Below are 19,909 nucleotides of genomic sequence, written 5' to 3'. Positions count from 1 at the left end.
TTCGGTCCATTTCAGGAAATGGCAAAAAAACAAGGCAAGTTTGACATGCGAAAACGATAAAGCCCGCCAAGGGGCGGGCTTTAATGTGTGACCGTTCTAGTCTGTCAGAGCGGCTTACCACGGTTACCATGCTGGCTGACAAAGGCCTGGACGACTTTCAAGTCATTGGCCAAGACGGTGCAACGCTCATCTCGCTCAAACAAATCGGAAAGGTGTGCAGGTAGCTCGAGTGCTTTTCCTACGCCAGCCTTCTCCACAGCCTCAGGGAATTTGACCGGATGCGCGGTCCCCAGGATCACCATCGGGATGTCCAGGCTGCGCCGGCACTCACGGGCCGCGCGCACGCCGATGGCGGTGTGCGGATCGAGGACTTCACCGCTCTGGACGAAGACTTCGGCGATGGTCTCGCAGGTCTGGGCATCATCCACGGCCAGGGAGTCGAACAGCTTGCGTGCTTCACTCCAGCGGTCCTGGTCGACACTGAAACCGCCACCCTGCTTGAAGGTGTCCATCAGCCCGGCGATGGCCGCGCCGTTGCGCCCATGCAGATCGAACAGCAGGCGTTCGAAGTTCGACGAGACCATGATGTCCATGGACGGCGACAGGGTCGCGTGCAGGGTGTCCTTGACGTACTGGTTGCCGCTCATGAAGCGGTGCAGGATGTCGTTGCGGTTGGTCGCGACGATCAGTTGGCTGATCGGCAGGCCCATGTTGCGTGCCAGGTAGCCGGCGAAGATATCGCCGAAGTTGCCGGTCGGCACCGAGAACGCCACCGAACGGGCCGGGCCGCCCAGTTGCAGGGCGGCGTGGAAGTAGTAGACGATCTGGGCCATGATCCGCGCCCAGTTGATCGAGTTCACCGCGACCAGGCGTGTGCCCTTGAGGAAGCTCTGGTCGGCGAAGCTGTTCTTGACCATTTCCTGGCAGTCGTCGAAGTTGCCTTCGATGGCGATGTTGTGGATGTTGTCGCCGAACAGGGTGGTCATCTGCCGACGCTGCACCTCGGACACCCGGTTGTGCGGGTGGAGGATGAAGATGTCGACGTTCTCGCAGTGCTTGCAGCCTTCGATGGCGGCCGAGCCGGTATCACCGGAAGTCGCGCCGACGATCACCACGCGCTCGCCGCGTTTGGCCAGCACGTAGTCGAGCAGGCGACCGAGCAGTTGCAGGGCGAAGTCCTTGAACGCCAGGGTCGGGCCGTGGAACAGCTCCAGCACCCATTCGTTGCCGTTCAGTTGGCGCAGCGGTGCCACGGCGCCATGGGAGAAGGCGCCGTAGGTTTCCTCAAGGATCTTCTTGAAGTCCGCATCCGGAATGCTGCCGGTGACGAACGGGCGCATGACCCGGAACGCCAGTTCGTGATACGGCAGGCCGGCCCAGGAAGCGATTTCCTCCTGGGTGAAGCGCGGCAGGTTTTCCGGCACATAGAGGCCGCCGTCGCTGGCTAGCCCCGCCAGCAGCACGTCTTCGAAGTTCAGGGCCGGTGCCTGGCCACGGGTACTGATGTAACGCATGAAAAATTCCTCTTGATCGGCAGCGCCGGCTTAGTTCAAGTGCTCGACACGGATCCGCACGACAGGGCCGACCACGCCTTGCAGGGCCTCCAGCGCTGCGATGGCGTCGTTGATATGCTGTTCGCGCACGCGGTGGGTCAGCAGGATCATCGGCACCAGGCCGTCGTGTTCTTCGACTTCCTTCTGCATGATCGATTCGATATTGATGCCGCGCTCCGACAGGATGCTCGCGACCTGGGCCAGCACGCCCGGATGGTCCTTGGCCTGGATGCGCAGGTAGTAGGCGCTTTCGCACTCTTCGATCGGCAGGATCGGGTGGGCCGACAGCGAGTCCGGCTGGAAGGCCAGGTGCGGTACACGGTTTTCCGGGTCGCTGGTCATGGCGCGAACCACGTCCACCAGGTCGGCGATGACCGACGAGGCGGTCGGCTCCATGCCGGCACCGGCCCCGTAGAACAGGGTCGAACCGGAAGCGTCGCCATTGACCATCACCGCGTTCATCACGCCATTGACGTTGGCCAGCAGGCGGTCGGCCGGGATCAGCGTCGGGTGCACGCGCAGCTCGATACCGGCGGCGGTGCTGCGGGCCACGCCCAGGTGCTTGATGCGGTAGCCCAGGGCCTCGGCGTAGTTGACGTCGGCGGTGGTGAGCTTGGTGATGCCTTCGGTGTAGGCCTTGTCGAATTGCAGCGGGATACCGAAAGCAATGGACGCCAGGATCGTCAGCTTGTGCGCGGCATCGATGCCTTCGACGTCGAAGGTCGGATCGGCTTCGGCGTAACCCAGGGCCTGGGCTTCGGCCAGCACGTCTTCAAAGGTACGGCCCTTCTCGCGCATTTCGGTGAGGATGAAGTTACCGGTGCCGTTGATGATACCGGCGACCCAGTTGATACGGTTGGCCGAGAGGCCTTCGCGAATCGCCTTGATCACCGGGATACCACCGGCCACGGCAGCTTCGAACGCAACGATCACGCCCTTCTCGCGGGCCTTGGCGAAGATTTCATTGCCATGCACGGCGATCAGCGCCTTGTTCGCGGTGACCACATGCTTGCCGTTCTCGATGGCGCGGAGCACCAGCTCGCGGGCAACGGTGTAGCCGCCCACCAGTTCGACGACGATATCGATTTCTGGGTTGCTCGCCACTTCGAAGACATCGTGGGTAATCGCAATACCGGTGGTCTGGAACTGAGGCTTTGGCGTACGCATGGCAATTTGAGCCACTTCGATTCCACGCCCGGCACGGCGGGCAATCTCCTCGGCGTTACGCTGAAGTACGTTGAAGGTGCCGCCACCGACGGTACCTAACCCACAGATGCCTACTTTGACCGGTTTCACTCTGAACTCCCCATGAAACGGCCGACACGAGGTCGGCCGTGGAAAACAGCCGCTGGACTGCCAGCGGCTCGCTATTGATGACCCGGGAACCCTGTCCCGCGGGCCATGCTCGTCACAGGTTGAACGTGACGAGGCTGAATTACTTGGCGGACAGTGCCAGTTTGGCAACTTGTGCCGCCGGCTGGTAGCCCGGAATTACCTGACCATCGGCCAAAACAATTGCCGGCGTGCCATTGACACCAATGGATTGACCGAGGGCGAATTGCTTGGAAACCGGGTTGGCGCACTTGGCAGCCTTGATGTCATCGCCTTCGACCATCTTGTCCATCGCCGCTTTCTTGTCGGCCGAGCACCAGACCGCCTGCAACTGCTCGTCGCCCGGCGAGCCGAGACCCTGGCGCGGGAACGCGACGTAGCGCACTTCAATGCCCATCTTGTTCAGCGCCGGCACTTCGGCATGCAGCTTGTGGCAGTACGGGCAGGTGGTGTCGGTGAACACGGTGATATGCGACTTGGTTTCGCCGATGGCCGGGTAGACCACGGTTTCGGCCACCGGAATACCGTTGATCAGCTTGGACACGCCCAGGCGTTCGGTTTTCTCGGTGAGGTTGACCGGCTTGCCGTCCTTGAGCTGGAACAGGTAGCCCTGCATGACGAACTGGCCGTCGGCGCTGGCGTAGAGCACGCGGCTGCCCTTGAGCCGGACCTCATAGAGACCGGCCAGGGGGCTGGCACTGATGCTCTCCACCGGGGTTTCCAGCTGAAGGCTTTCGAGGCTCTTGCGAATCGCCTGCTCGGCGGTGTCGTCGGCCAAGGCCAGGGAGCTGACCAGGGCGAGGGCAGCAGCGGCGAAAATCTGGGTCAAACGCATGGGAACTCCTGAAGGCGGGCAAAGGGGCCGAGGCTGATACGACCGCGGGGAAACTGATCGGTTTCAAGCGCCCGCTTTGCAAACCGATAGAGCCTATCACATAAGCCCGGCGGGGCCGAACCCCTGTGTAGCTTAGCCGCGCGGGTGATGTTTGGCATGCATATCCTGCAACCGCGCACGGGCCACATGGGTGTAGATCTGCGTGGTCGACAGGTCGCTGTGGCCGAGCAACATCTGCACCACCCGCAGGTCGGCGCCGTGGTTGAGCAGGTGCGTGGCGAAGGCATGACGCAAGGTGTGCGGCGACAACGATTTACCGATCCCGGCGACCTTGGCCTGGTGCTTGATCCGGTGCCAGAAGGTCTGGCGGGTCATCTGCTCGCCGCGCTGGCTGGGGAACAGCACATCGCTGGGGCGTCCGCCGAGCAGTTCGATGCGAGCATCGCGCATATAACGTTCAACCCAGACAATCGCCTCTTCGCCCATGGGTACCAGCCGCTCCTTGCTGCCCTTGCCCATGACCCGCAACACGCCCTGGCGCAAGTTGACCTGTTCCAGGGTCAGGCTGATCAGTTCGGTGACCCGTAGCCCGCAGGCATAAAGCACTTCGAGCATGGCCCGGTCACGCTGGCCGATGGCCTCGCCCAGATCCGGGGCGGCCAGCAGCGCCTCCACATCCGCTTCCGACAGGGATTTGGGCAAGGGCCGCCCCAATTGCGGCATCTCGACCTGCAAGGTCGGGTCGACGGCAATCAGCTTTTCACGTAACAGGTAACGATAGAAGCCGCGCACACCGGAGAGAAAGCGCGCGGTGGAGCGCGGTTTATAGGCCTGCTCCAGGCGCCAGGCCAGGTGATCGAGGATCAGCTCACGGCCGGCCTTGTCCAGCTCCAGGCCTTTTTCCTGCAACCAGCCGTTGAACAGCGCCAGATCGCTGCGATAAGCGTCACGGGTATTGTCGGACAGACCTTTTTCCAGCCACAGGGCGTCGAGAAACTGGTCGATAAGCGGGTGATCGATGGCGGGCATAAGGGCTCGAAAAGCAAAAGGCGATAAGCAGATCAACTGTGACAGCGCGCCACGGCTTTTTCAAAACCCGAAATGCAAAAAAGCAGCCCGTAGGCTGCTTTTTTCTGCATCGGAAGCTGGACTTAAGCCAGTTTTTCCTTGATGCGAGCTGCTTTACCCGACAGGTCACGCAGGTAGTACAGCTTGGCCTTACGTACATCACCGCGACGCTTGACAGCCATGCTGTCGATTTGCGGGCTGTAGGTCTGGAAAGTACGCTCTACGCCAACACCGTTGGAGATTTTACGTACGGTGAACGCGCTGTTCACACCGCGGTTACGCTTGGCAATTACCACGCCTTCGAACGCTTGCAGACGCGAACGGTCGCCTTCCTTCACTTTCACCTGAACGACAATGGTGTCGCCCGGGGCAAAGGTAGGGATCTCTTTGGTCATCTGCTCGGCTTCGAGTTGCAGAATGATTTTGTTAGTCATGCTGTGCTCCTAAGGTAAATCGTTCGATCTACCATCGATACGTTGTTAACTATCGTCCCGCTCGCGGATGTATTCCTCGAGCAGCTTCTTCTCTTCTCCAGAAAGCGAGCGGCTTTCCAGAAGATCGGCGCGTCGTTCCGAGGTCCTGCCAAGGGACTGCTTCAGACGCCAACGCCGGATATGTGCGTGGTTGCCACTGAGCAACACGTCGGGAACACGCTGATCCGCATACACCTCCGGACGGGTGTAGTGCGGGCAATCCAGCAAACCATCCGTGAAGGAATCTTCCTCCGCGGAGTCCGCATGCCCTAAAGCTCCGGGCAGCAGCCGTGTAACCGCATCTATCAGGACCATCGCCGGCAGCTCGCCACCGGAAAGAACATAGTCCCCAATCGACCACTCTTCATCGACATGAGCATCTATAAAGCGCTCGTCAATGCCTTCATAACGACCTGCAATGAGGATCAAGGCTTCCTCTTTCGCCAGGTCGCGTACCGCCAACTGATTCAGTTGCCGGCCTTGGGGCGACAGGTAAATCACCTTCGCCGCCTCCCCTGCCGCTGCCTTGGCCTGAACCAGGGCGTCCTCAAGGGGCTTGATCTTCATCACCATGCCCGGACCACCGCCAAATGGGCGATCATCCACAGTGTGATGTCGATCCGTCGTGTAGTCCCGCGGATTCCAACAGGTCAGCTGCAAGAGCCCCTGTTTCACCGCACGACTGGTGATGCCGTAGTCGCTGATGGCGGAAAACATTTCGGGAAACAAACTGATCACTTCTACGCGTAGGCTAGCCATCGCTTAGAAGTCCGCGTCCCAATCCACCTTCATCTCGCCAGCGACCAGGTCGACAGCCAACACGCATTGCTCGGTATAGGGCAACAGGCGTTCGCGATCATCCAGGCTGCCCGGGCAAGGCTTGACCACCATGACATCATTCGAGCCAGTCTCCAGCAGGTGATCGATTTTCCCGAACAGTTGTCCGAGGGTGTCGATGACCTTGAGACCTTCCAGCTGGTACCAGTAGTACTCGCCGTCGGTCAGGTCTGGGAACAGGTTGCGCGGCACGCAGATCTCATAACCGGCCAGAAGACGCGCTTCTTCACGATCATCGAGATCCTTGAGCTTTGCGACCAGGAACTTGTCGTTCCCGCGTCCGCTGACCAGCTCCACCTGTTTCACGCTACCTTCGCGCCGGAGCGTCCAGGTTTTGTAGTCCAACAGGTTTTTAATTGGATCAGTAAAGGAATAAACCTTCACTTCGCCGCGAACGCCATGAACGGAATAGATCTTGCCGATAACGATCAAATCATCGGTAGAGGCCGGCGTCGCGTTCATATTGCTCAGGCCGCAACCTTAGCGTTTTCCTTCAGCAACTGAGCAACACGCTCAGAAGGTTGTGCACCAACGCTCAGCCAGTAGGCTACGCGCTCTTGGTTCACGGACAAACGAACTTCCTGACCACGAGCAACCGGGTTGAAGAAACCCACTTGTTCTTTGTGCGAACCGTCACGAGCGTTGCGGCTGTCGGTTACGGTCAGGTGGTAAAACGGGCGCTTTTTGGAGCCGCCAAGGGCAAGACGGATTGTTAGCATGTGAACATCGTTCCTGTAGTCGGTGCTGCAAATCTAAATGCACAGCGGGCATGGGTGCCCGAAAGGCCGCATATTCTAAGGAATATACGGACTTTTGCAAATGACTTTTTCCGGCGCCCGGCGCCGTGCAATCTGGATTTGCCATAGAGCCGTCGTTAAAACGGCAGGTCAGCTCCCGCTGAACGCGGGTTTACTGGCGATCCCCCGCATCCCTGCGAGGGTAGCGCCGACCGTCAGGTCGACGCGAATCTTTTACATTTTCGGCATGCCGCCGCCGGGCAACATACCGCCCATGCCGCGCATCATCTTGGCCATACCGCCTTTGGCGGAGAATTTCTTCATCATCTTCTGCATCTGCTTGTGCTGCTTGATCAAGCGTCCGATGTCCTGCACCTGGGTACCGGAGCCCATGGCGATCCGACGTTTGCGCGAACCGCTGATCAGCTCAGGGTCGCGGCGCTCGGCCGGGGTCATGGAGTTGATGATGGCTTCCATCTGCTTGAACTGCTTCTCGGCCGCGCCCTGGGCATTGCCCATCTGCGCCAGATTGACCCCGCCGATATTCGGCAGTTTGTCCATCAGGCCACCGAGGCCGCCCATGTTCTTCATCTGTTGCAGCTGGTCGCGGAAGTCTTCGAGATCGAAGCCTTTGCCTTTCTTCAGCTTTTTAGCCAGTTTGTCGGCTTTGTCCTTGTCGAGGGTCTGCTCGGCCTTCTCGATCAGGCTGAGCACGTCGCCCATGCCGAGGATGCGCGAGGCAATCCGCTCCGGGTGGAAGGGCTCGAGCGCTTCGCTCTTCTCGCCCATACCGATAAATTTGATCGGTTTGCCGGTGATGGCCCGTACCGACAGCGCGGCACCGCCACGGGCGTCACCGTCGACCTTGGTCAGGATCACCCCGGTCAGCGGCAGCGCATCGCCAAACGCCTTGGCGGTGTTGGCGGCATCCTGGCCGGTCATGGCGTCGACCACGAACAGCGTCTCCACGGGCTTGATCGCCGCGTGCAGTTGCTTGATCTCGGCCATCATCTCGTCGTCGATGTGCAGACGACCCGCCGTGTCGACGATGACCACGTCGATGAACTTGAGACGGGCTTCCTTGATCGCCGCCTCGGCGATGTCCACCGGCTTCTGGCTCAGATCGGACGGGAAGAAGGTCACGCCGATGTCGCCAGCCAGGGTTTCCAGCTGCTTGATGGCCGCCGGACGGTAAACGTCGGCCGAGACCACCATCACGGTTTTCTTCTTGCGCTCTTTAAGGAAGCGCGCCAGCTTGCCGACGGTGGTGGTTTTACCCGCGCCCTGCAGACCGGCCATCAACACCACCGCAGGCGGCACGGCGCTGAGGTTGAGGTCTTCGTTGGCGGCGCCCATCAGGCTTTCGAGTTCGGCCTGGACGATCTTCACGAACGCCTGGCCCGGGGTCAGGCTGCGCGACACCTCGGTGCCGACCGCGCGGTCCTTGACCGAATTGACGAAGTCCTTCACCACCGGCAGGGCGACGTCGGCTTCGAGCAACGCCATGCGCACTTCACGCAGGGTGTCTTTGATGTTGTCCTCGGTCAGCTTGGCCTTGCCGGTGACATGGCGCAGCGTCTGCGAGAGACGGTCGGTCAGGTTTTCAAACATGCGCGATCCTTTGAGGCCCTTATGGAGACCGAAGTGATGGCTGCCGGAACAAGGAAAAACAGCGCCTGGCGAGCCTGCGGCGTGGGCAGGTCGCGGATTATAGCGGAGACTGCATGCCGCCACTAGCGCCACGGTCTTTCGTGGACCGGGGGTTCTATGCCAAACTCAGCGTCTTTCGGGCTTGCCTAACAGGACTTATGCTCCCTTTGTCACCCAGTTTGCTGACCAGCCTCGCCGCCGCCTTCATCTACGCCGCTGCGACCCTCTATCAGGGCACCCGCCTGCGCCAGGGCGCCAAGGCGAACAAACGCCTGCTGGTCGGGCTCGGCGTAGTCGCCGTGATCGCCCACGCGGTGAGCCTGCTCACCCACCTGATGACCCCGATCGGCCTGGGCCTGGACTTTTTCAACGCCGCCAGCCTGATCGCCGTCGCCGTGATCGCCCTGACCCTGGTGGCCTGCTCGCGCATTCCGGTGGAAAACCTGCTGCTCCTGCTGTTTCCGCTGGGCCTGCTGACGGTGCTGCTGGCGCAGTTCGCGCCCTCGGGCACGGTGCAGATCATCGACGAGGAACCGGGGATCCTGGCGCATATCCTGCTGTCGATCCTGGCCTACGGCATGTTCACCATCGCGGTGTTCCAGGCGCTGCTCCTGCTGCTGCAGGACCGTCAGTTGAAAAACAAGCACCCTTCCGGGCTGATCCGCAACTTCCCGCCGCTGCAAACCATGGAAAGCCTGCTGTTCGGCTTCCTCTGGGCCGGCTGGAGCCTGTTGTCGCTGTCGCTGATCTCCGGCTGGCTGTTCGTCGAGAACCTGTTCGCCCAGCACCTGGTGCACAAGACCCTGCTGGCCTGCCTGGCCTGGGTGGTGTTCAGCGTGCTGCTGTGGGGGCGCAATCGTCTCGGCTGGCGCGGGCACAAGGCGATCCGCTGGACCCTGGCCGGTTTCTGCCTGCTGATGCTGGCCTATTTCGGCAGCAAGCTGGTCCGCGAATACATCCTGCACATCTGACGGGCACACAAGACCATGGACAACTTGCCCGCCGGGCCAATGCTCGCCGTATTGGCCCTGCTGATTCTCTGGTCGGCGCTGTTTACCGCCATTGAAGTCGCGCAGCAACAAATCGCCGCCCTGCGCCCGGCTTTACGCACGGGTGAAAAACCCACCGCCAGGATGAAGTTCCCCCGCGACAGCCTGATCCTGTGCAATACCCTGTGCCGGGTCGTGGTCGTGATCATCGGCACCCTGCTGTCAATCCTGGAGTGGGGCCAGCATGGGCCCTGGCTGGCCTGCCTCGGCGCCACGGTGTTGCTGCTGGTCTTCGCCGACTACCTGCCGCGCCTGCTCGCCGTCCGTTATCCCGAACCGATCCTGGCCACCGGCAATGCCCTGCTGGGCATTCCGCTGAAGATCCTCTACCCCGTGGCCTGGCTGCTCAACGGCATCGCCCAGTTGCTGCTGCGGCCCTTTATCAGCAAGGCCGGCACGGTCAAGCAGAGCGATGAAGACCAGCCGCCCCTCGATCCGGAAGATGAACCGGAGCACCCGCCACGCAGCCCGTCGCTGTCGAGTATCAAGGCGCTGGACAACATCACGGTCAACGACATCCTGGTACCGCGCAGCGAAGTGGACGGGATCAACCTCGACGACTCCATCGAGGAAATCACCGCGCAGTTGCTGAAGAACCGCCGTACCCGCCTGCCGGTGTTCCACAACGATATCAACCAGGTCGAGGCGGTGATCAATACCCGCCAGATCCTCAATCTGCTGTTCGATGCCAACCTCACCAAAGCCGCCCTGCTCGCCGCCTGCCACGAACCGTACTTCGTCCCGGAAAGCACGCCGCTGCAACTGCAACTGCTGAATTTCCACAAGCAGCAACGGCGCCTGGGCATGGTGGTGGACGAATACGGCGAGGTGCTGGGCATCGTCACCCTGGAAGATATCCTGGAAGAAATCGTTGGCGAGTTCGAAAGCGAGCACAGCCTCGACAACCCGCACATCCACCCCCAGCCCGATGGCCGGCTGGTGATCGAAGGGGCCGCGTCGATTCGCGAACTGAACAAGAGCCTGGGCTGGCACCTGCCCAGCGACGGCCCGAAAACCCTCAACGGTCTGGTGACCGAAGCCCTGGAAACCATCCCGGAGAGCGCCGTGTGCCTGAAGATCGGCCGCTACCGCCTGGAAATCCTCGAGACCGAGGACAATCGGGTCAGCCGGGTGCTGGTCTGGCACACCAGTTCGGTCCCGGTTGCGCCTTGATACAGCCTGCCCCCTTGTTTGATCGATAGACGCATTCCTATAATCGGGCGGGCTTATCCAGCCCCGCCGGAACGCCCGCTTACCCGCACCTGGCCTCCTCCGGCCAGCAATGCCTTGTCATGAATCCGCCGCCGACACTCACAGCCTGTCGCGCCGGAACCAGCCCTTATCCCTGGGCCTTCAATACTAATAATTCGCACGCGCAAGACTTTCAGGGACGCCCGCAATGACCTCCAGCAGCACCTTTGACACCGCCACGCCGAGCAAACCGCTGAATTCGACCTCGAGAGTGGCGACCGCCAGCTTTATCGGCACGGCCATCGAGTTCTACGACTTCTACGTCTATGCTACCGCCGCCGCCCTGGTGATCGGGCCGGTGTTTTTCCCGCAGACCGACGGCACCGCGCAGATGCTCTCGGCCTTCCTGACCTTCGGTATCGCCTTCCTCGCCCGCCCGCTGGGCTCGATCCTGTTCGGCCACTTCGGTGATCGCATCGGGCGTAAATCGACGCTGGTCGCTTCGCTGCTGCTGATGGGTGTCTGCACCACGCTGATCGGCGTGCTGCCCGGCTATGCGACCATTGGCGCCTGGGCGCCGATCCTCTTGTGCCTGCTGCGCTTCGGCCAGGGCCTGGGGCTTGGCGGCGAATGGGGCGGGGCCGCGTTGCTGGCGACCGAAAACGCCCCCGCAGGCAAGCGCGCCTGGTTCGGCATGTTTCCGCAACTGGGCCCGTCCATCGGTTTTCTCGCCGCGAATGGCTTGTTCCTGATCCTGGCCATGACCTTGAGCGATGAACAGTTCCGTTCCTGGGGCTGGCGCATTCCGTTCCTGCTCAGCGCCGCGCTGGTGATGGTCGGCCTGTATGTGCGCCTCAAGCTCGAGGAAACGCCGATTTTCACCAATGCCGTGGCCCGCCAGGAACGGGTGAAGATGCCGTTGGTCGAGCTGTTCAGCCGCTATTGGGCTCCGGTGCTGCTCGGTTCGCTGGCGATGGTGGTGTGTTACGCACTGTTCTATATTTCGGCGGTGTTTTCCCTGAGTTATGGCGTGGCCAACCTTGGCTACAGTCGCGAGACTTTCCTGGGACTGCTGTGTTTTGCCGTATTGTTCATGGCCGCGGCCACGCCACTGGCGGCCTGGGCCAGCGACCGTTTCGGACGCAAGCCGGTGCTGATCCTGGGCGGGGTGCTGGCGCTGTTGTCCGGTTTCACCATGGAGCCGTTGCTGGGCCATGGCTCGACCACCGGCGTCGCCCTGTTCCTGTGCCTTGAGCTGTTTCTGATGGGGATTACTTTCGCGCCGATGGGGGCATTGCTGCCGGAGCTGTTTCCGACCCACGTGCGTTATACCGGCGCATCGGCGGCGTATAACCTGGGCGGCATCGTCGGGGCCTCGGCGGCACCGTTCTTTGCCCAGAAGCTGGTGGCGATGGGCGGTTTGAGTTGGGTCGGCGGGTATGTATCAGGGGCGGCGGCGTTGAGCCTGATTGCGATTTTCTGCTTGAAGGAAACGCGCTACAACGATTTGAACAAGGTGGCCTGAAGATCGGCGCCACTTCTGCGCCAAGCACGATTATTGAGCCGGCTTGCTGGCGATGGCATCCTTGAGATCAATGCAGCACTCAAGGGCCTCTTCGCGGGCAAGCCCTGCTCCTACAGTTCAGTGGTGAACGCGGATTGTGCGCAGGGCACAAATCCGCGCTCGTCAGCGTGCTTACAGCTCTACCACAACCGCCTGAGCAGCACGGGTCGCCTTGGCCCGCGCCGCTTCGATCGACTCGTCCCGCGCCAACGCCACGCCCATGCGGCGCTGGCCGTTGACTTCCGGCTTGCCGAACAGGCGCAAGGCGGTATCCGGCTCGCTCAACGCCGCACCGAGGTTGGCGAACGCGGTCTGGGTCGACTGCCCTTCCACCAGGATCACCGCCGACGCCGACGGGCCGAACTGACGGATCAACGGGATCGGCAAGCCGAGAATCGCCCGGGCATGCAGCGCAAACTGCGACAGGTCCTGGGAAATCATGGTCACCATGCCGGTGTCATGAGGACGCGGCGAGACTTCGCTGAACCACACCTGGTCGCCCTTGATAAACAACTCGACGCCAAACATCCCGCGCCCACCCAGGGCCTCGGTCACCGCCTTGGCGACCCGCTCCGACTCGGCCAGGGCCAACGGGCTCATGACCTGCGGCTGCCAGGACTCCTGATAGTCACCCTTCTCCTGACGGTGGCCGACCGGCGCGCAGAAGGTGGTGCCACCCACATGACGAACGGTCAGCAGGGTGATTTCGTAGTCGAAGTCGATAAAGCCCTCGACGATCACCCGGCCTTTACCGGCACGCCCGCCTTCCTGGGCGTAGTCCCAGGCCTTCTGCACGTCGTCGACGCTGCGCAGCAGGCTCTGGCCCTTGCCCGAAGAACTCATCACCGGCTTGACCACGCAAGGGAAGCCCAGATCCGTAACGGCCTGGCTGTAGGCCTCGAAGGTGTCGGCGAAGTGGTACGGCGAGGTCGGCAGCTGCAACTCTTCGGCGGCCAGGCGACGGATGCCTTCACGGTTCATGGTCAGTTGCGCGGCACGGGCGGTCGGCACCACGGTGAAGCCTTCGGCTTCCAGTTCCACCAGGGTGGCGGTGGCGATGGCTTCGATTTCCGGAACGATGAAATGCGGCTTCTCGGCCTCGATCACCGCCCGCAGGGCCGCGCCGTCGAGCATATTGATCACGTGGCTGCGATGGGCCACCTGCATGGCCGGCGCATCGGCGTAACGGTCAACGGCGATCACTTCGACGCCCAGGCGTTGCAACTCGATCACCACTTCCTTGCCCAGCTCACCACAGCCACAGAGCAATACGCGGGTCGCGGTCGACGACAGTGGAGTTCCGATACGGGTCATTTCAGGTCCTCAAGGAAGCGGAATCAACGACGGCGCCTGGACAATCAGGCACCTGTCGGGAAGAAAGGCCGGCATTTTACATGAACTGAGCGGGACATGAACCGAACGGGCCTGACTTCAGCTGGAAAGCGCCGCCTTGCGCATCCGCCAGGCCATGGCCAGCCAGACGCAGGTCACCCCGGCGAATTTCGAGCCCAGGGCGGTGAGGATCACCCCCGGGGTCAGCGCGCCGATCAGGCCGAAGAAGATAAAGGTGTCCAGCGGGATGCTGAGGGCCGAACTTATCCACAGGCGATCGTGCAGCGGGCGCTTGGTGATGCTGAAGACCAGCCAGTCGATGCATTCGGAGATGGCGAAGGCGGTGGCGCTCGCCAGGGCGATGGCCGGCTCGGAGGTGAAGTAGGACAGCAGCAGCGCCGCGATCATCGCGACAATCGCGCCGTGACCGAAGCGGGTCTGGACCATGTCCCGCAGGATAAATACCAGTCCGCCCCAGGCGGACCAGATAATGTCCAGGTGCGGCGCCGCGGAGAAGGCGAAATTGATCAGTACGACGCTGGCGATGTAGGCGAGAAGAAAGAGCATGGAGTGCAGACGACCTTGTCTATGAGCCCTACAGGGTACTTCAGCCACCGCACGGGGCCAAGCTCAAGACTTTGTCGGGATCCACAGCAAGCCGCTGGCCTTGGCCCGCCCATGACAACGCGCCAGCACCTCGCGGCGCTCGTTGTTGTCCATGCGGCTCCAGCGGGTGATCTCCTCGACCGTACGCTGGCAACCAATGCAGATGTCCTGTTCGTCCAGCGCGCAGACACTCACACAAGGCGAGGCCACCGGACGTTCCGGCGTGCTCATGCTTCGTCAACCGCCAGGTCGCGGGCATAACGCTGGGCGTTGTGCACATAGTGGGCGGCGCTGGCTTCGAGCATTTTCTTCTGCGCCTCGGTCAACTCGCGGACCACCTTGCCCGGCGAGCCCATCACCAGCGAACCGTCGGGGATTTCCTTGTTCTCACCGATCAACGCATTGGCGCCGATGATGCAGTGCTTGCCGATCTTCGCGCCGTTGAGGATCACCGCGTTGATACCGATCAGGCTGTAGTCGTCCACCGTGCAGCCATGGAGCATCGCGTTATGACCGATGGTCACCCCGGTGCCGATGGTCAGCGGATAGCCCATGTCGGTATGCATCACCGTGCCATCCTGGACATTGCTGTTGCGGCCGATCAGGATCAGTTCGTTGTCGCCTCGCAACACCGCGTTGAACCAGACACTGGCGCCCTCCTCCAGCCGGACCTTGCCGACCAGGGTCGCATTGGGCGCCACCCAGCTCTGCGGATGCGTCTCGACCCGGGCATCGCCCAGACGGTATTTCATAGGGTTGTCCTCAAGGCTCACGACCACCTGAACGGCGGCTCTAGATGTTGATAAAACGTTCCGGGGGATTGTGCAGGCTGATCCGGGCGTCATACAACAGGTTGACCAGCTCGACGATCATGATCGCCGTCAGCCCCCAGATCTTGTACTCGCCAAAACGGTAGCTGGGCACGTACCAGCTGCGGCCCTGGTAGTCGATGCGATGGGTATGCTCACGCGGGTCCTGGCGGAAAAACTCCAGCGGCACATTGAACACCGCGGCGATCTCGGCGTCATTGGCCCGATAGTCGACAAAATCCGGCACCACCCCGACGTAAGGCGTGACCTTGATGCCGTGCAGGGAGATCAACGGGCTGAGGGGCCCGATGATTTCCACCAGACCCGGCGGCAGGCCGATTTCTTCTTCGGCTTCGCGCAGGGCGGTGAAAATCAGGTCCGGATCCTCCGGATCACGGCGCCCGCCGGGAAAGGCCACTTCGCCGCCGTGGGTCGACAGACCGCTGGCGCGCAGGGTCAGCACCAACTCCGGTTCGTCACTGCGGGTAATAGGCACCAGTACCGCCGCCTCGGGAAAACGACGGTCCGTTTCCAGGGGGCGGGGCGTATGGCTGCTTATCCGTCGAAGTAACTCATCCAGCATGGCTGATCTCGATTTGCGACTTACCCGGCATCATGCACCAAAAGAAGTGACTGGCCCAAGTCCCGGACGTTGCCATGTCGCGAAAGCACAACTTGCCGACAGACCGCCACCCACGCGAAGATAGGCGCATTGCCAAGAGAATCCAGCATGAAGTTCTGTAGCCATTGCGGCAAACCGGTGAGTCAACGCATACCCGAGGGCGACACGCGCCTGCGCTTCGTCTGCGACCACTGCGACACCATTCATTACCAGAACCCCAATATCGTCGCCGGCTGCCTGCCGGTCTGGGGCACCCAGGTCCTGCTCTGCCGCCGTGCCATCGAGCCGCGCCGGGGTTACTGGACCTTGCCCGCCGGTTTTATGGAAAACGGTGAGACCGTGGAACAGGCCGCTCGCCGGGAAACCCTGGAAGAGGCTTGCGCGCAGGTGCGCAACCTGAGCATCTATACGTTGATCGACGTGCCGCATATCAACCAGGTACATGTGTTCTACCGTGCCGAACTGGTGGACCTGGAATTTGCCGCCGGCGAAGAAAGCCTGGAAGTACGGCTGTTCGAAGAACACGAGATCCCCTGGTCCGAACTGGCGTTCAGGACCGTCGGACGGACCCTGGAATGCTTCTTCGCCGACCGCCCGAACCAGCAATACCCGGTTCGCAGCGAAGCCGTGCCGCCCATGGCGCCACGCGGCAACGCCCAATAACCCGAAATCAGAAACGCTTCACCTTCAGGGATACCGTTTTAATGCGCTGGTTGTTAGTCGTCTTCTGCCTGTCGTTCGCCGCTCTGTCCCAGGCCTCCGCCGCCGACCCGCTGGCCGGCAAAATCATCGAGAAAGTCCTGATCCTCAAGTCCGCCCATCAGTTGCAACTGATCAGTGATGGCAAACCCCTGAAGACCTACCGTATTTCCCTGGGTCGAAATCCCAAGGGCCAGAAACTCATCGCCGGCGACCGGCGCACGCCCGAGGGCTTCTATTGGGTGGACTGGCGCAAGACCAGCGACAAATACAACCTGTCGATGCACCTGTCCTACCCCAATATCAGCGACTCGGCCCGCGCCCGCCGTGAAAACGTGGACCCCGGCGACATGATCATGATCCACGGCACCCCGGATTCCGAGGACTACCCGGAACAGCTGTTCCACACCCTGGACTGGACCGACGGCTGCGTGGCCATGCGCAACGTCGATATGCGCGAGGTCTGGAACCTGGTCAAGGACGGCACCCTGGTGGAAATCCGCCCCTGAGCCGAACCACCCTGATACCACTGACTCAAACAACGCCCGTCATGCTCCCCATGATGGGCGTTTTTATTGCACTCTCACGAAACCACTGGCATTGACATGGTATTCAAGTGGTATTACTTTCATCACCACTGTCCGAGTGCAAAATTTCCAACAAACGCACAGGAAAAATCCTACATGAACGACATCCTCGCCCTGCGACCCGACGAGTCCCAGCCGACGCCGCTCTACCTGCAACTGGCGCGCAACCTGGAAGCGGCGATCCATGCCGGCCAGTGGAAAGCCGAACAGGCATTGCCCTCGGAGCGCAACCTGAGCGAACTGTTGAGCATTTCCCGGGTCACCGCGCGCAAGGCCCTGGAGGTCCTCCTGGAACAAGGGCTGATCCGCCGCAGCCAGGGCTCCGGGACCTTTATCACCCCACGCCTGGAACAACCCCTTTCCCGCCTGTCGAGTTTCAGCGAACGGCTGCGGGCCAAGGGTTTTGTCCCCGGCTCGCGCTGGCTGGAACGCGAGATCGCCCTGCCGAGCCATGAGGAACTGATCCGCCTGGCCCTGTCGCCACGGGACCAGGTCACCCGGCTCAAGCGCCTGCGCACCGCCGACGATACCGTCATGGCCATCGAGATGAGCACCCTGCCCGCCGCCCTGCTGCCCGACCCCGAGGCCGTCGGCGATTCGCTCTACGCCTTCCTCGACAGCATCGGCCGTCCGGTGGTGCGGGCCCTGCAACATATTCGCGCGATCAACGCCTCGACCGAATTCGCCGCGCTGGTGGGCATCGAGCCCGGTACCGCGATGCTGCTGATGACCCGGGTCGGCTACCTCGAGGACAACACCCCCATCGAGCTGACCGACACCTACTGCCGTAACGATTACTACGACTTCGTCGCCGAACTGCGGCGTTAGCCTGTTCAGAGAGCCTGCCATGTCCGAAGACAACATTCTCACCCCGCAAGGCTGGATTCGCGGCCGCCTGCTGCACCAGCACGGCAAGGTCACGCAGATCGAGGGCACGCCCTGCGATCCGAGTGAAAACGACCTGCCGTACCTGCTGCCCGGTTTTATCGATCTGCACGTCCACGGCGGCGGCGGCAAGGACATCATGCAGGGTGGCGACGCCTTCGAGACCATCGCCCGCACCCACCTGCGCTTCGGCACCACCTCGCTGCTGGCCACCACCATGACCGCGCCGCCCGAGGAAATCAGCGCGATCCTCGGCCAACTCGGGGTCTATTGCGAACAGCGCCAGCCCGGTACCGCCCGGGTCCTCGGTGTGCATCTGGAAGGTCCGTTCATCAACCCCGGCAAGCTGGGGGCGCAGCCGAACTTCGCCCATACGGCGGTCAGCGCCGAAATCGAGGACTACCTGCGCCTGGCACCGATCCGGGTGATTACCATCGCCCCGGAAATCGCCGGCCACGCGCCGTTGATCCGCGACCTCAGCTCACGGGGCATCCGCATGCAGATCGGCCATACCCTGGGCAGCTACGAAGAAGGTGTCGCCGCCCTCGAGGCCGGGGCCACCAGCTTCACCCACCTGTATAACGCCATGAGCCCGCTGCATCACCGCGAGCCCGGCATCGTCGGCGCCGCCCTGGCCCACGCCCGCTACGCCGAACTGATCCCGGACCTGCTGCATGTGCACCCCGGGGCCATGCGCGTGGCCCTGCGCTCGATTCCCTGCCTGTATTGCGTCACCGACTCCACGGCGGCGGCCGGCATGCCGGACGGCGAGTACAAGCTGGGCAGCCACACCGTGACCAAATGCCTGGGCGGCGTACGCCTGGCCGATGGCACCCTGGCCGGCAGCACCCTGACCATGGACCAGGCCCTGCGCAACCTGGTGAAGATCGGCCTGCCCCTGGCCGAAGCCTCGCAACGCCTGTCGCAATTCCCCGCCGACTACCTTGGCCTGCCCGAGCGCGGACGCCTGCAAACCGGCAGTTGGGCCGACTGCGTGCGCCTGGACCGTTCACTGACACTGACCTCGATCATGGTCGAAGGAGAAGTCCATGACTTCCAGAATGCTTGAAGAGGCACTGTCGGCCCACGAGGCGGTCAGCCGCCAGTTGCAGCAGCTCGATACCCGGCTGATGGCCCTCGGCACCCGGCTGCGCGAGCAACCGCCACAGGTGGTGATGACCGTCGCCCGTGGCAGCTCCGACCATGCCGCCAGCTACTTCGCCTATATCGCCATGCAGCAGACCGGCGTCCCGGTGGCCTCCCTGCCGATGTCGGTGGTGACCCTGCAACACTCGCCGTTGCAGGTCAGCGGCCAGGCGGTACTGGCCTTTTCCCAGTCCGGCCAGAGCCCTGATCTGGTGGACAGCCTGTGCCTGCTGCGCGAACGCGGTGCCTTGACGGTGGCCCTGGTCAACGCGGCGGACTCGCCGCTGGAAGCCGCCTGCGAATATACGATCCCGCTGCTGGCCGGACCGGAACAAAGCGTGGCCGCGACCAAGAGTTTTATCGCCACCCTCAGCGCCAGTGCGCGGCTGCTCGGCCATTGGCACCAGGACCCGGCCTTGCTCGCCGCCACGGAGGCCCTGCCGGAAGGCCTGCGCCAGGCCGCGACCCGCGACTGGAGCAAGGCCATCGAGACCCTGCGCGATTGCGAACGGTTGATGGTGATCGGCCGTGGCGCCGGTTTCGCCATCGCCCAGGAAGCGGCGCTGAAATTCAAGGAAACCTCGGCGATCCAGGCCGAAGCCTTCAGCAGCGCGGAAGTCCGCCACGGCCCCATGGCCCTGATCGACGCCGGCTACCCGTTGCTGGTCTTCGCCCCACGGGGTGCCGAACAGGCCGGGCTGCTCAAGCTCGCCGCCGAGATGCGCCAGCGCGGGGCCCGGGTGCTGCTGGCCGCGCCGCCGGACGTGGCCGAACGCGACCTGGACCTGTGTTGCGCCGAGCACCCGGCCCTCGACCCGATCCTCGCGATCCAGAGTTTCTACGTGATGGCCGCCCACCTGGCCGTGGCCCGTGGCATGGACCCCGACCAACCGCGCCACCTGAGCAAAGTCACCCGTACCCACTGACGAGTACA

At 62.3% G+C, this 19,909-nt stretch carries 22 protein-coding genes; 8 read left to right on the top strand and 14 right to left on the bottom strand.

Annotated features, from left to right (window positions below; genetic code table 11):
- Positions 1-104: 104 nt before the first annotated feature.
- The 9 genes from thrC to ffh form a co-directional block, all read right to left on the bottom strand.
- The gene (gene thrC / locus M5C01_RS19925; protein WP_152740181.1) at positions 105-1,514 is read right to left on the bottom strand and encodes a threonine synthase; all 1,410 of its coding nucleotides are present in this window, start codon (positions 1,512-1,514) and stop codon (positions 105-107) included.
- Positions 1,515-1,544: 30 nt separating this feature from the next.
- Complete coding sequence (locus tag M5C01_RS19920) at positions 1,545-2,849, bottom strand: homoserine dehydrogenase (RefSeq protein ID WP_103494911.1); 1,305 nt, start codon at positions 2,847-2,849, stop codon at positions 1,545-1,547.
- 139 nt (positions 2,850-2,988) lie between these two features.
- Positions 2,989-3,720 (bottom strand): DsbC family protein, encoded by a 732-nt coding sequence (locus M5C01_RS19915; protein ID WP_103494910.1) that lies wholly within the window; start codon positions 3,718-3,720, stop codon positions 2,989-2,991.
- Between the two features lie 132 nt (positions 3,721-3,852).
- Entirely contained in the window at positions 3,853-4,749 is an 897-nt protein-coding gene (xerD, locus tag M5C01_RS19910) for a site-specific tyrosine recombinase XerD (protein ID WP_152740180.1), read from the bottom strand.
- A gap of 122 nt (positions 4,750-4,871) precedes the next feature.
- On the bottom strand, positions 4,872-5,222 hold the full coding sequence (rplS, locus tag M5C01_RS19905; RefSeq protein ID WP_100944697.1) for a 50S ribosomal protein L19: 351 nt from the start codon (positions 5,220-5,222) through the stop codon (positions 4,872-4,874).
- Between the two features lie 45 nt (positions 5,223-5,267).
- Complete coding sequence (gene trmD, locus M5C01_RS19900) at positions 5,268-6,020, bottom strand: tRNA (guanosine(37)-N1)-methyltransferase TrmD (protein ID WP_100944698.1); 753 nt, start codon at positions 6,018-6,020, stop codon at positions 5,268-5,270.
- Positions 6,021-6,023: 3 nt separating this feature from the next.
- Positions 6,024-6,560: a ribosome maturation factor RimM gene (gene rimM / locus M5C01_RS19895; RefSeq protein ID WP_103494908.1), complete on the bottom strand. Its 537-nt coding sequence runs from the start codon at positions 6,558-6,560 to the stop codon at positions 6,024-6,026.
- A gap of 5 nt (positions 6,561-6,565) precedes the next feature.
- Positions 6,566-6,817: a 30S ribosomal protein S16 gene (gene rpsP / locus M5C01_RS19890; RefSeq protein ID WP_017124058.1), complete on the bottom strand. Its 252-nt coding sequence runs from the start codon at positions 6,815-6,817 to the stop codon at positions 6,566-6,568.
- Between the two features lie 252 nt (positions 6,818-7,069).
- Positions 7,070-8,446 carry a signal recognition particle protein gene (ffh, locus tag M5C01_RS19885; protein WP_100944700.1) on the bottom strand — a complete coding sequence of 459 codons (1,377 nt, stop codon included), beginning with the start codon at positions 8,444-8,446 and terminating at the stop codon, positions 7,070-7,072.
- Positions 8,447-8,643: 197 nt separating this feature from the next.
- Here ffh and ccsA point away from each other — a divergent pair, with 197 nt between their 5' ends.
- The 3 genes from ccsA (at position 8,644) to M5C01_RS19870 (ending at position 12,250) form a co-directional block, all read left to right on the top strand.
- Positions 8,644-9,456 carry a cytochrome c biogenesis protein CcsA gene (ccsA, locus tag M5C01_RS19880; RefSeq protein ID WP_152740179.1) on the top strand — a complete coding sequence of 271 codons (813 nt, stop codon included), beginning with the start codon at positions 8,644-8,646 and terminating at the stop codon, positions 9,454-9,456.
- A gap of 15 nt (positions 9,457-9,471) precedes the next feature.
- Positions 9,472-10,707, top strand: coding sequence for a transporter associated domain-containing protein (locus tag M5C01_RS19875; protein ID WP_152740178.1), 1,236 nt, complete (start codon positions 9,472-9,474; stop codon positions 10,705-10,707).
- A 226-nt stretch (positions 10,708-10,933) separates the two neighbouring features.
- Positions 10,934-12,250, top strand: coding sequence for an MFS transporter (locus M5C01_RS19870; RefSeq protein ID WP_152740177.1), 1,317 nt, complete (start codon positions 10,934-10,936; stop codon positions 12,248-12,250).
- A 171-nt stretch (positions 12,251-12,421) separates the two neighbouring features.
- Here M5C01_RS19870 and purT read toward each other — a convergent pair whose 3' ends face one another.
- The 5 genes from purT to M5C01_RS19845 form a co-directional block, all read right to left on the bottom strand.
- Entirely contained in the window at positions 12,422-13,603 is a 1,182-nt protein-coding gene (gene purT / locus M5C01_RS19865) for a formate-dependent phosphoribosylglycinamide formyltransferase (RefSeq protein ID WP_152740176.1), read from the bottom strand.
- 117 nt (positions 13,604-13,720) lie between these two features.
- Positions 13,721-14,188: a VUT family protein gene (locus M5C01_RS19860; RefSeq protein WP_103497017.1), complete on the bottom strand. Its 468-nt coding sequence runs from the start codon at positions 14,186-14,188 to the stop codon at positions 13,721-13,723.
- 63 nt (positions 14,189-14,251) lie between these two features.
- Positions 14,252-14,458: a DUF1289 domain-containing protein gene (locus tag M5C01_RS19855; protein ID WP_103497018.1), complete on the bottom strand. Its 207-nt coding sequence runs from the start codon at positions 14,456-14,458 to the stop codon at positions 14,252-14,254.
- The gene (locus M5C01_RS19850) at positions 14,455-14,979 is read right to left on the bottom strand and encodes a gamma carbonic anhydrase family protein (RefSeq protein ID WP_100944707.1); all 525 of its coding nucleotides are present in this window, start codon (positions 14,977-14,979) and stop codon (positions 14,455-14,457) included. Before M5C01_RS19850 ends, M5C01_RS19855 begins: the two co-directional genes overlap by 4 nt.
- A 40-nt stretch (positions 14,980-15,019) precedes the next feature.
- A complete protein-coding gene (locus M5C01_RS19845) occupies positions 15,020-15,619 on the bottom strand; it encodes a CoA pyrophosphatase (protein ID WP_103497019.1) in 600 nt (199 codons plus the stop codon).
- A 147-nt stretch (positions 15,620-15,766) separates the two neighbouring features.
- On the opposite strand from M5C01_RS19845, the gene M5C01_RS19840 reads away from it, so the two are divergent.
- From M5C01_RS19840 to M5C01_RS19820, 5 genes are all read left to right on the top strand, one after another.
- On the top strand, positions 15,767-16,321 hold the full coding sequence (locus M5C01_RS19840) for an NUDIX hydrolase (RefSeq protein ID WP_152740175.1): 555 nt from the start codon (positions 15,767-15,769) through the stop codon (positions 16,319-16,321).
- Positions 16,322-16,362: 41 nt separating this feature from the next.
- A complete protein-coding gene (locus tag M5C01_RS19835) occupies positions 16,363-16,866 on the top strand; it encodes a L,D-transpeptidase family protein (RefSeq protein WP_152740174.1) in 504 nt (167 codons plus the stop codon).
- 174 nt (positions 16,867-17,040) lie between these two features.
- A complete protein-coding gene (locus M5C01_RS19830) occupies positions 17,041-17,772 on the top strand; it encodes a GntR family transcriptional regulator (RefSeq protein WP_152740173.1) in 732 nt (243 codons plus the stop codon).
- A gap of 19 nt (positions 17,773-17,791) precedes the next feature.
- Positions 17,792-18,898 carry an N-acetylglucosamine-6-phosphate deacetylase gene (gene nagA, locus M5C01_RS19825; RefSeq protein WP_103497023.1) on the top strand — a complete coding sequence of 369 codons (1,107 nt, stop codon included), beginning with the start codon at positions 17,792-17,794 and terminating at the stop codon, positions 18,896-18,898.
- Entirely contained in the window at positions 18,879-19,901 is a 1,023-nt protein-coding gene (locus M5C01_RS19820; protein WP_152740172.1) for an SIS domain-containing protein, read from the top strand. The genes nagA and M5C01_RS19820 overlap by 20 nt, the downstream gene beginning before the upstream one ends.
- Positions 19,902-19,909: the final 8 nt, after the last annotated feature.

It is taken from the genome of Pseudomonas sp. MWU12-2319 (assembly GCF_023242525.1).
Lineage (GTDB): Bacteria > Pseudomonadota > Gammaproteobacteria > Pseudomonadales > Pseudomonadaceae > Aquipseudomonas > Aquipseudomonas gingeri_D.
This window is presented reverse-complemented; position numbering and strand designations above follow the sequence as displayed.

Excerpts from the sequence above, each read along its gene's own strand:
- xerD (WP_152740180.1), bottom strand. The coding sequence starts at position 4,749 with ATGCCCGCCATCGATCACCCGCTTATCGACCAGTTTCTCGACGCCCTG.
- thrC (WP_152740181.1), bottom strand. The coding sequence starts at position 1,514 with ATGCGTTACATCAGTACCCGTGGCCAGGCACCGGCCCTGAACTTCGAA.
- M5C01_RS19835 (WP_152740174.1), top strand. The coding sequence starts at position 16,363 with ATGCGCTGGTTGTTAGTCGTCTTCTGCCTGTCGTTCGCCGCTCTGTCC.
- M5C01_RS19830 (WP_152740173.1), top strand. The coding sequence starts at position 17,041 with ATGAACGACATCCTCGCCCTGCGACCCGACGAGTCCCAGCCGACGCCG.
- M5C01_RS19870 (WP_152740177.1), top strand. The coding sequence starts at position 10,934 with ATGACCTCCAGCAGCACCTTTGACACCGCCACGCCGAGCAAACCGCTG.
- M5C01_RS19845 (WP_103497019.1), bottom strand. The coding sequence starts at position 15,619 with ATGCTGGATGAGTTACTTCGACGGATAAGCAGCCATACGCCCCGCCCC.
- rpsP (WP_017124058.1), bottom strand. The coding sequence starts at position 6,817 with ATGCTAACAATCCGTCTTGCCCTTGGCGGCTCCAAAAAGCGCCCGTTT.
- nagA (WP_103497023.1), top strand. The coding sequence starts at position 17,792 with ATGTCCGAAGACAACATTCTCACCCCGCAAGGCTGGATTCGCGGCCGC.
- rplS (WP_100944697.1), bottom strand. The coding sequence starts at position 5,222 with ATGACTAACAAAATCATTCTGCAACTCGAAGCCGAGCAGATGACCAAA.
- M5C01_RS19860 (WP_103497017.1), bottom strand. The coding sequence starts at position 14,188 with ATGCTCTTTCTTCTCGCCTACATCGCCAGCGTCGTACTGATCAATTTC.
- M5C01_RS19840 (WP_152740175.1), top strand. The coding sequence starts at position 15,767 with ATGAAGTTCTGTAGCCATTGCGGCAAACCGGTGAGTCAACGCATACCC.
- M5C01_RS19855 (WP_103497018.1), bottom strand. The coding sequence starts at position 14,458 with ATGAGCACGCCGGAACGTCCGGTGGCCTCGCCTTGTGTGAGTGTCTGC.
- ccsA (WP_152740179.1), top strand. The coding sequence starts at position 8,644 with ATGCTCCCTTTGTCACCCAGTTTGCTGACCAGCCTCGCCGCCGCCTTC.
- M5C01_RS19875 (WP_152740178.1), top strand. The coding sequence starts at position 9,472 with ATGGACAACTTGCCCGCCGGGCCAATGCTCGCCGTATTGGCCCTGCTG.
- ffh (WP_100944700.1), bottom strand. The coding sequence starts at position 8,446 with ATGTTTGAAAACCTGACCGACCGTCTCTCGCAGACGCTGCGCCATGTC.
- M5C01_RS19820 (WP_152740172.1), top strand. The coding sequence starts at position 18,879 with ATGACTTCCAGAATGCTTGAAGAGGCACTGTCGGCCCACGAGGCGGTC.
- trmD (WP_100944698.1), bottom strand. The coding sequence starts at position 6,020 with ATGGCTAGCCTACGCGTAGAAGTGATCAGTTTGTTTCCCGAAATGTTT.
- M5C01_RS19850 (WP_100944707.1), bottom strand. The coding sequence starts at position 14,979 with ATGAAATACCGTCTGGGCGATGCCCGGGTCGAGACGCATCCGCAGAGC.
- M5C01_RS19915 (WP_103494910.1), bottom strand. The coding sequence starts at position 3,720 with ATGCGTTTGACCCAGATTTTCGCCGCTGCTGCCCTCGCCCTGGTCAGC.
- purT (WP_152740176.1), bottom strand. The coding sequence starts at position 13,603 with ATGACCCGTATCGGAACTCCACTGTCGTCGACCGCGACCCGCGTATTG.
- rimM (WP_103494908.1), bottom strand. The coding sequence starts at position 6,560 with ATGAACGCGACGCCGGCCTCTACCGATGATTTGATCGTTATCGGCAAG.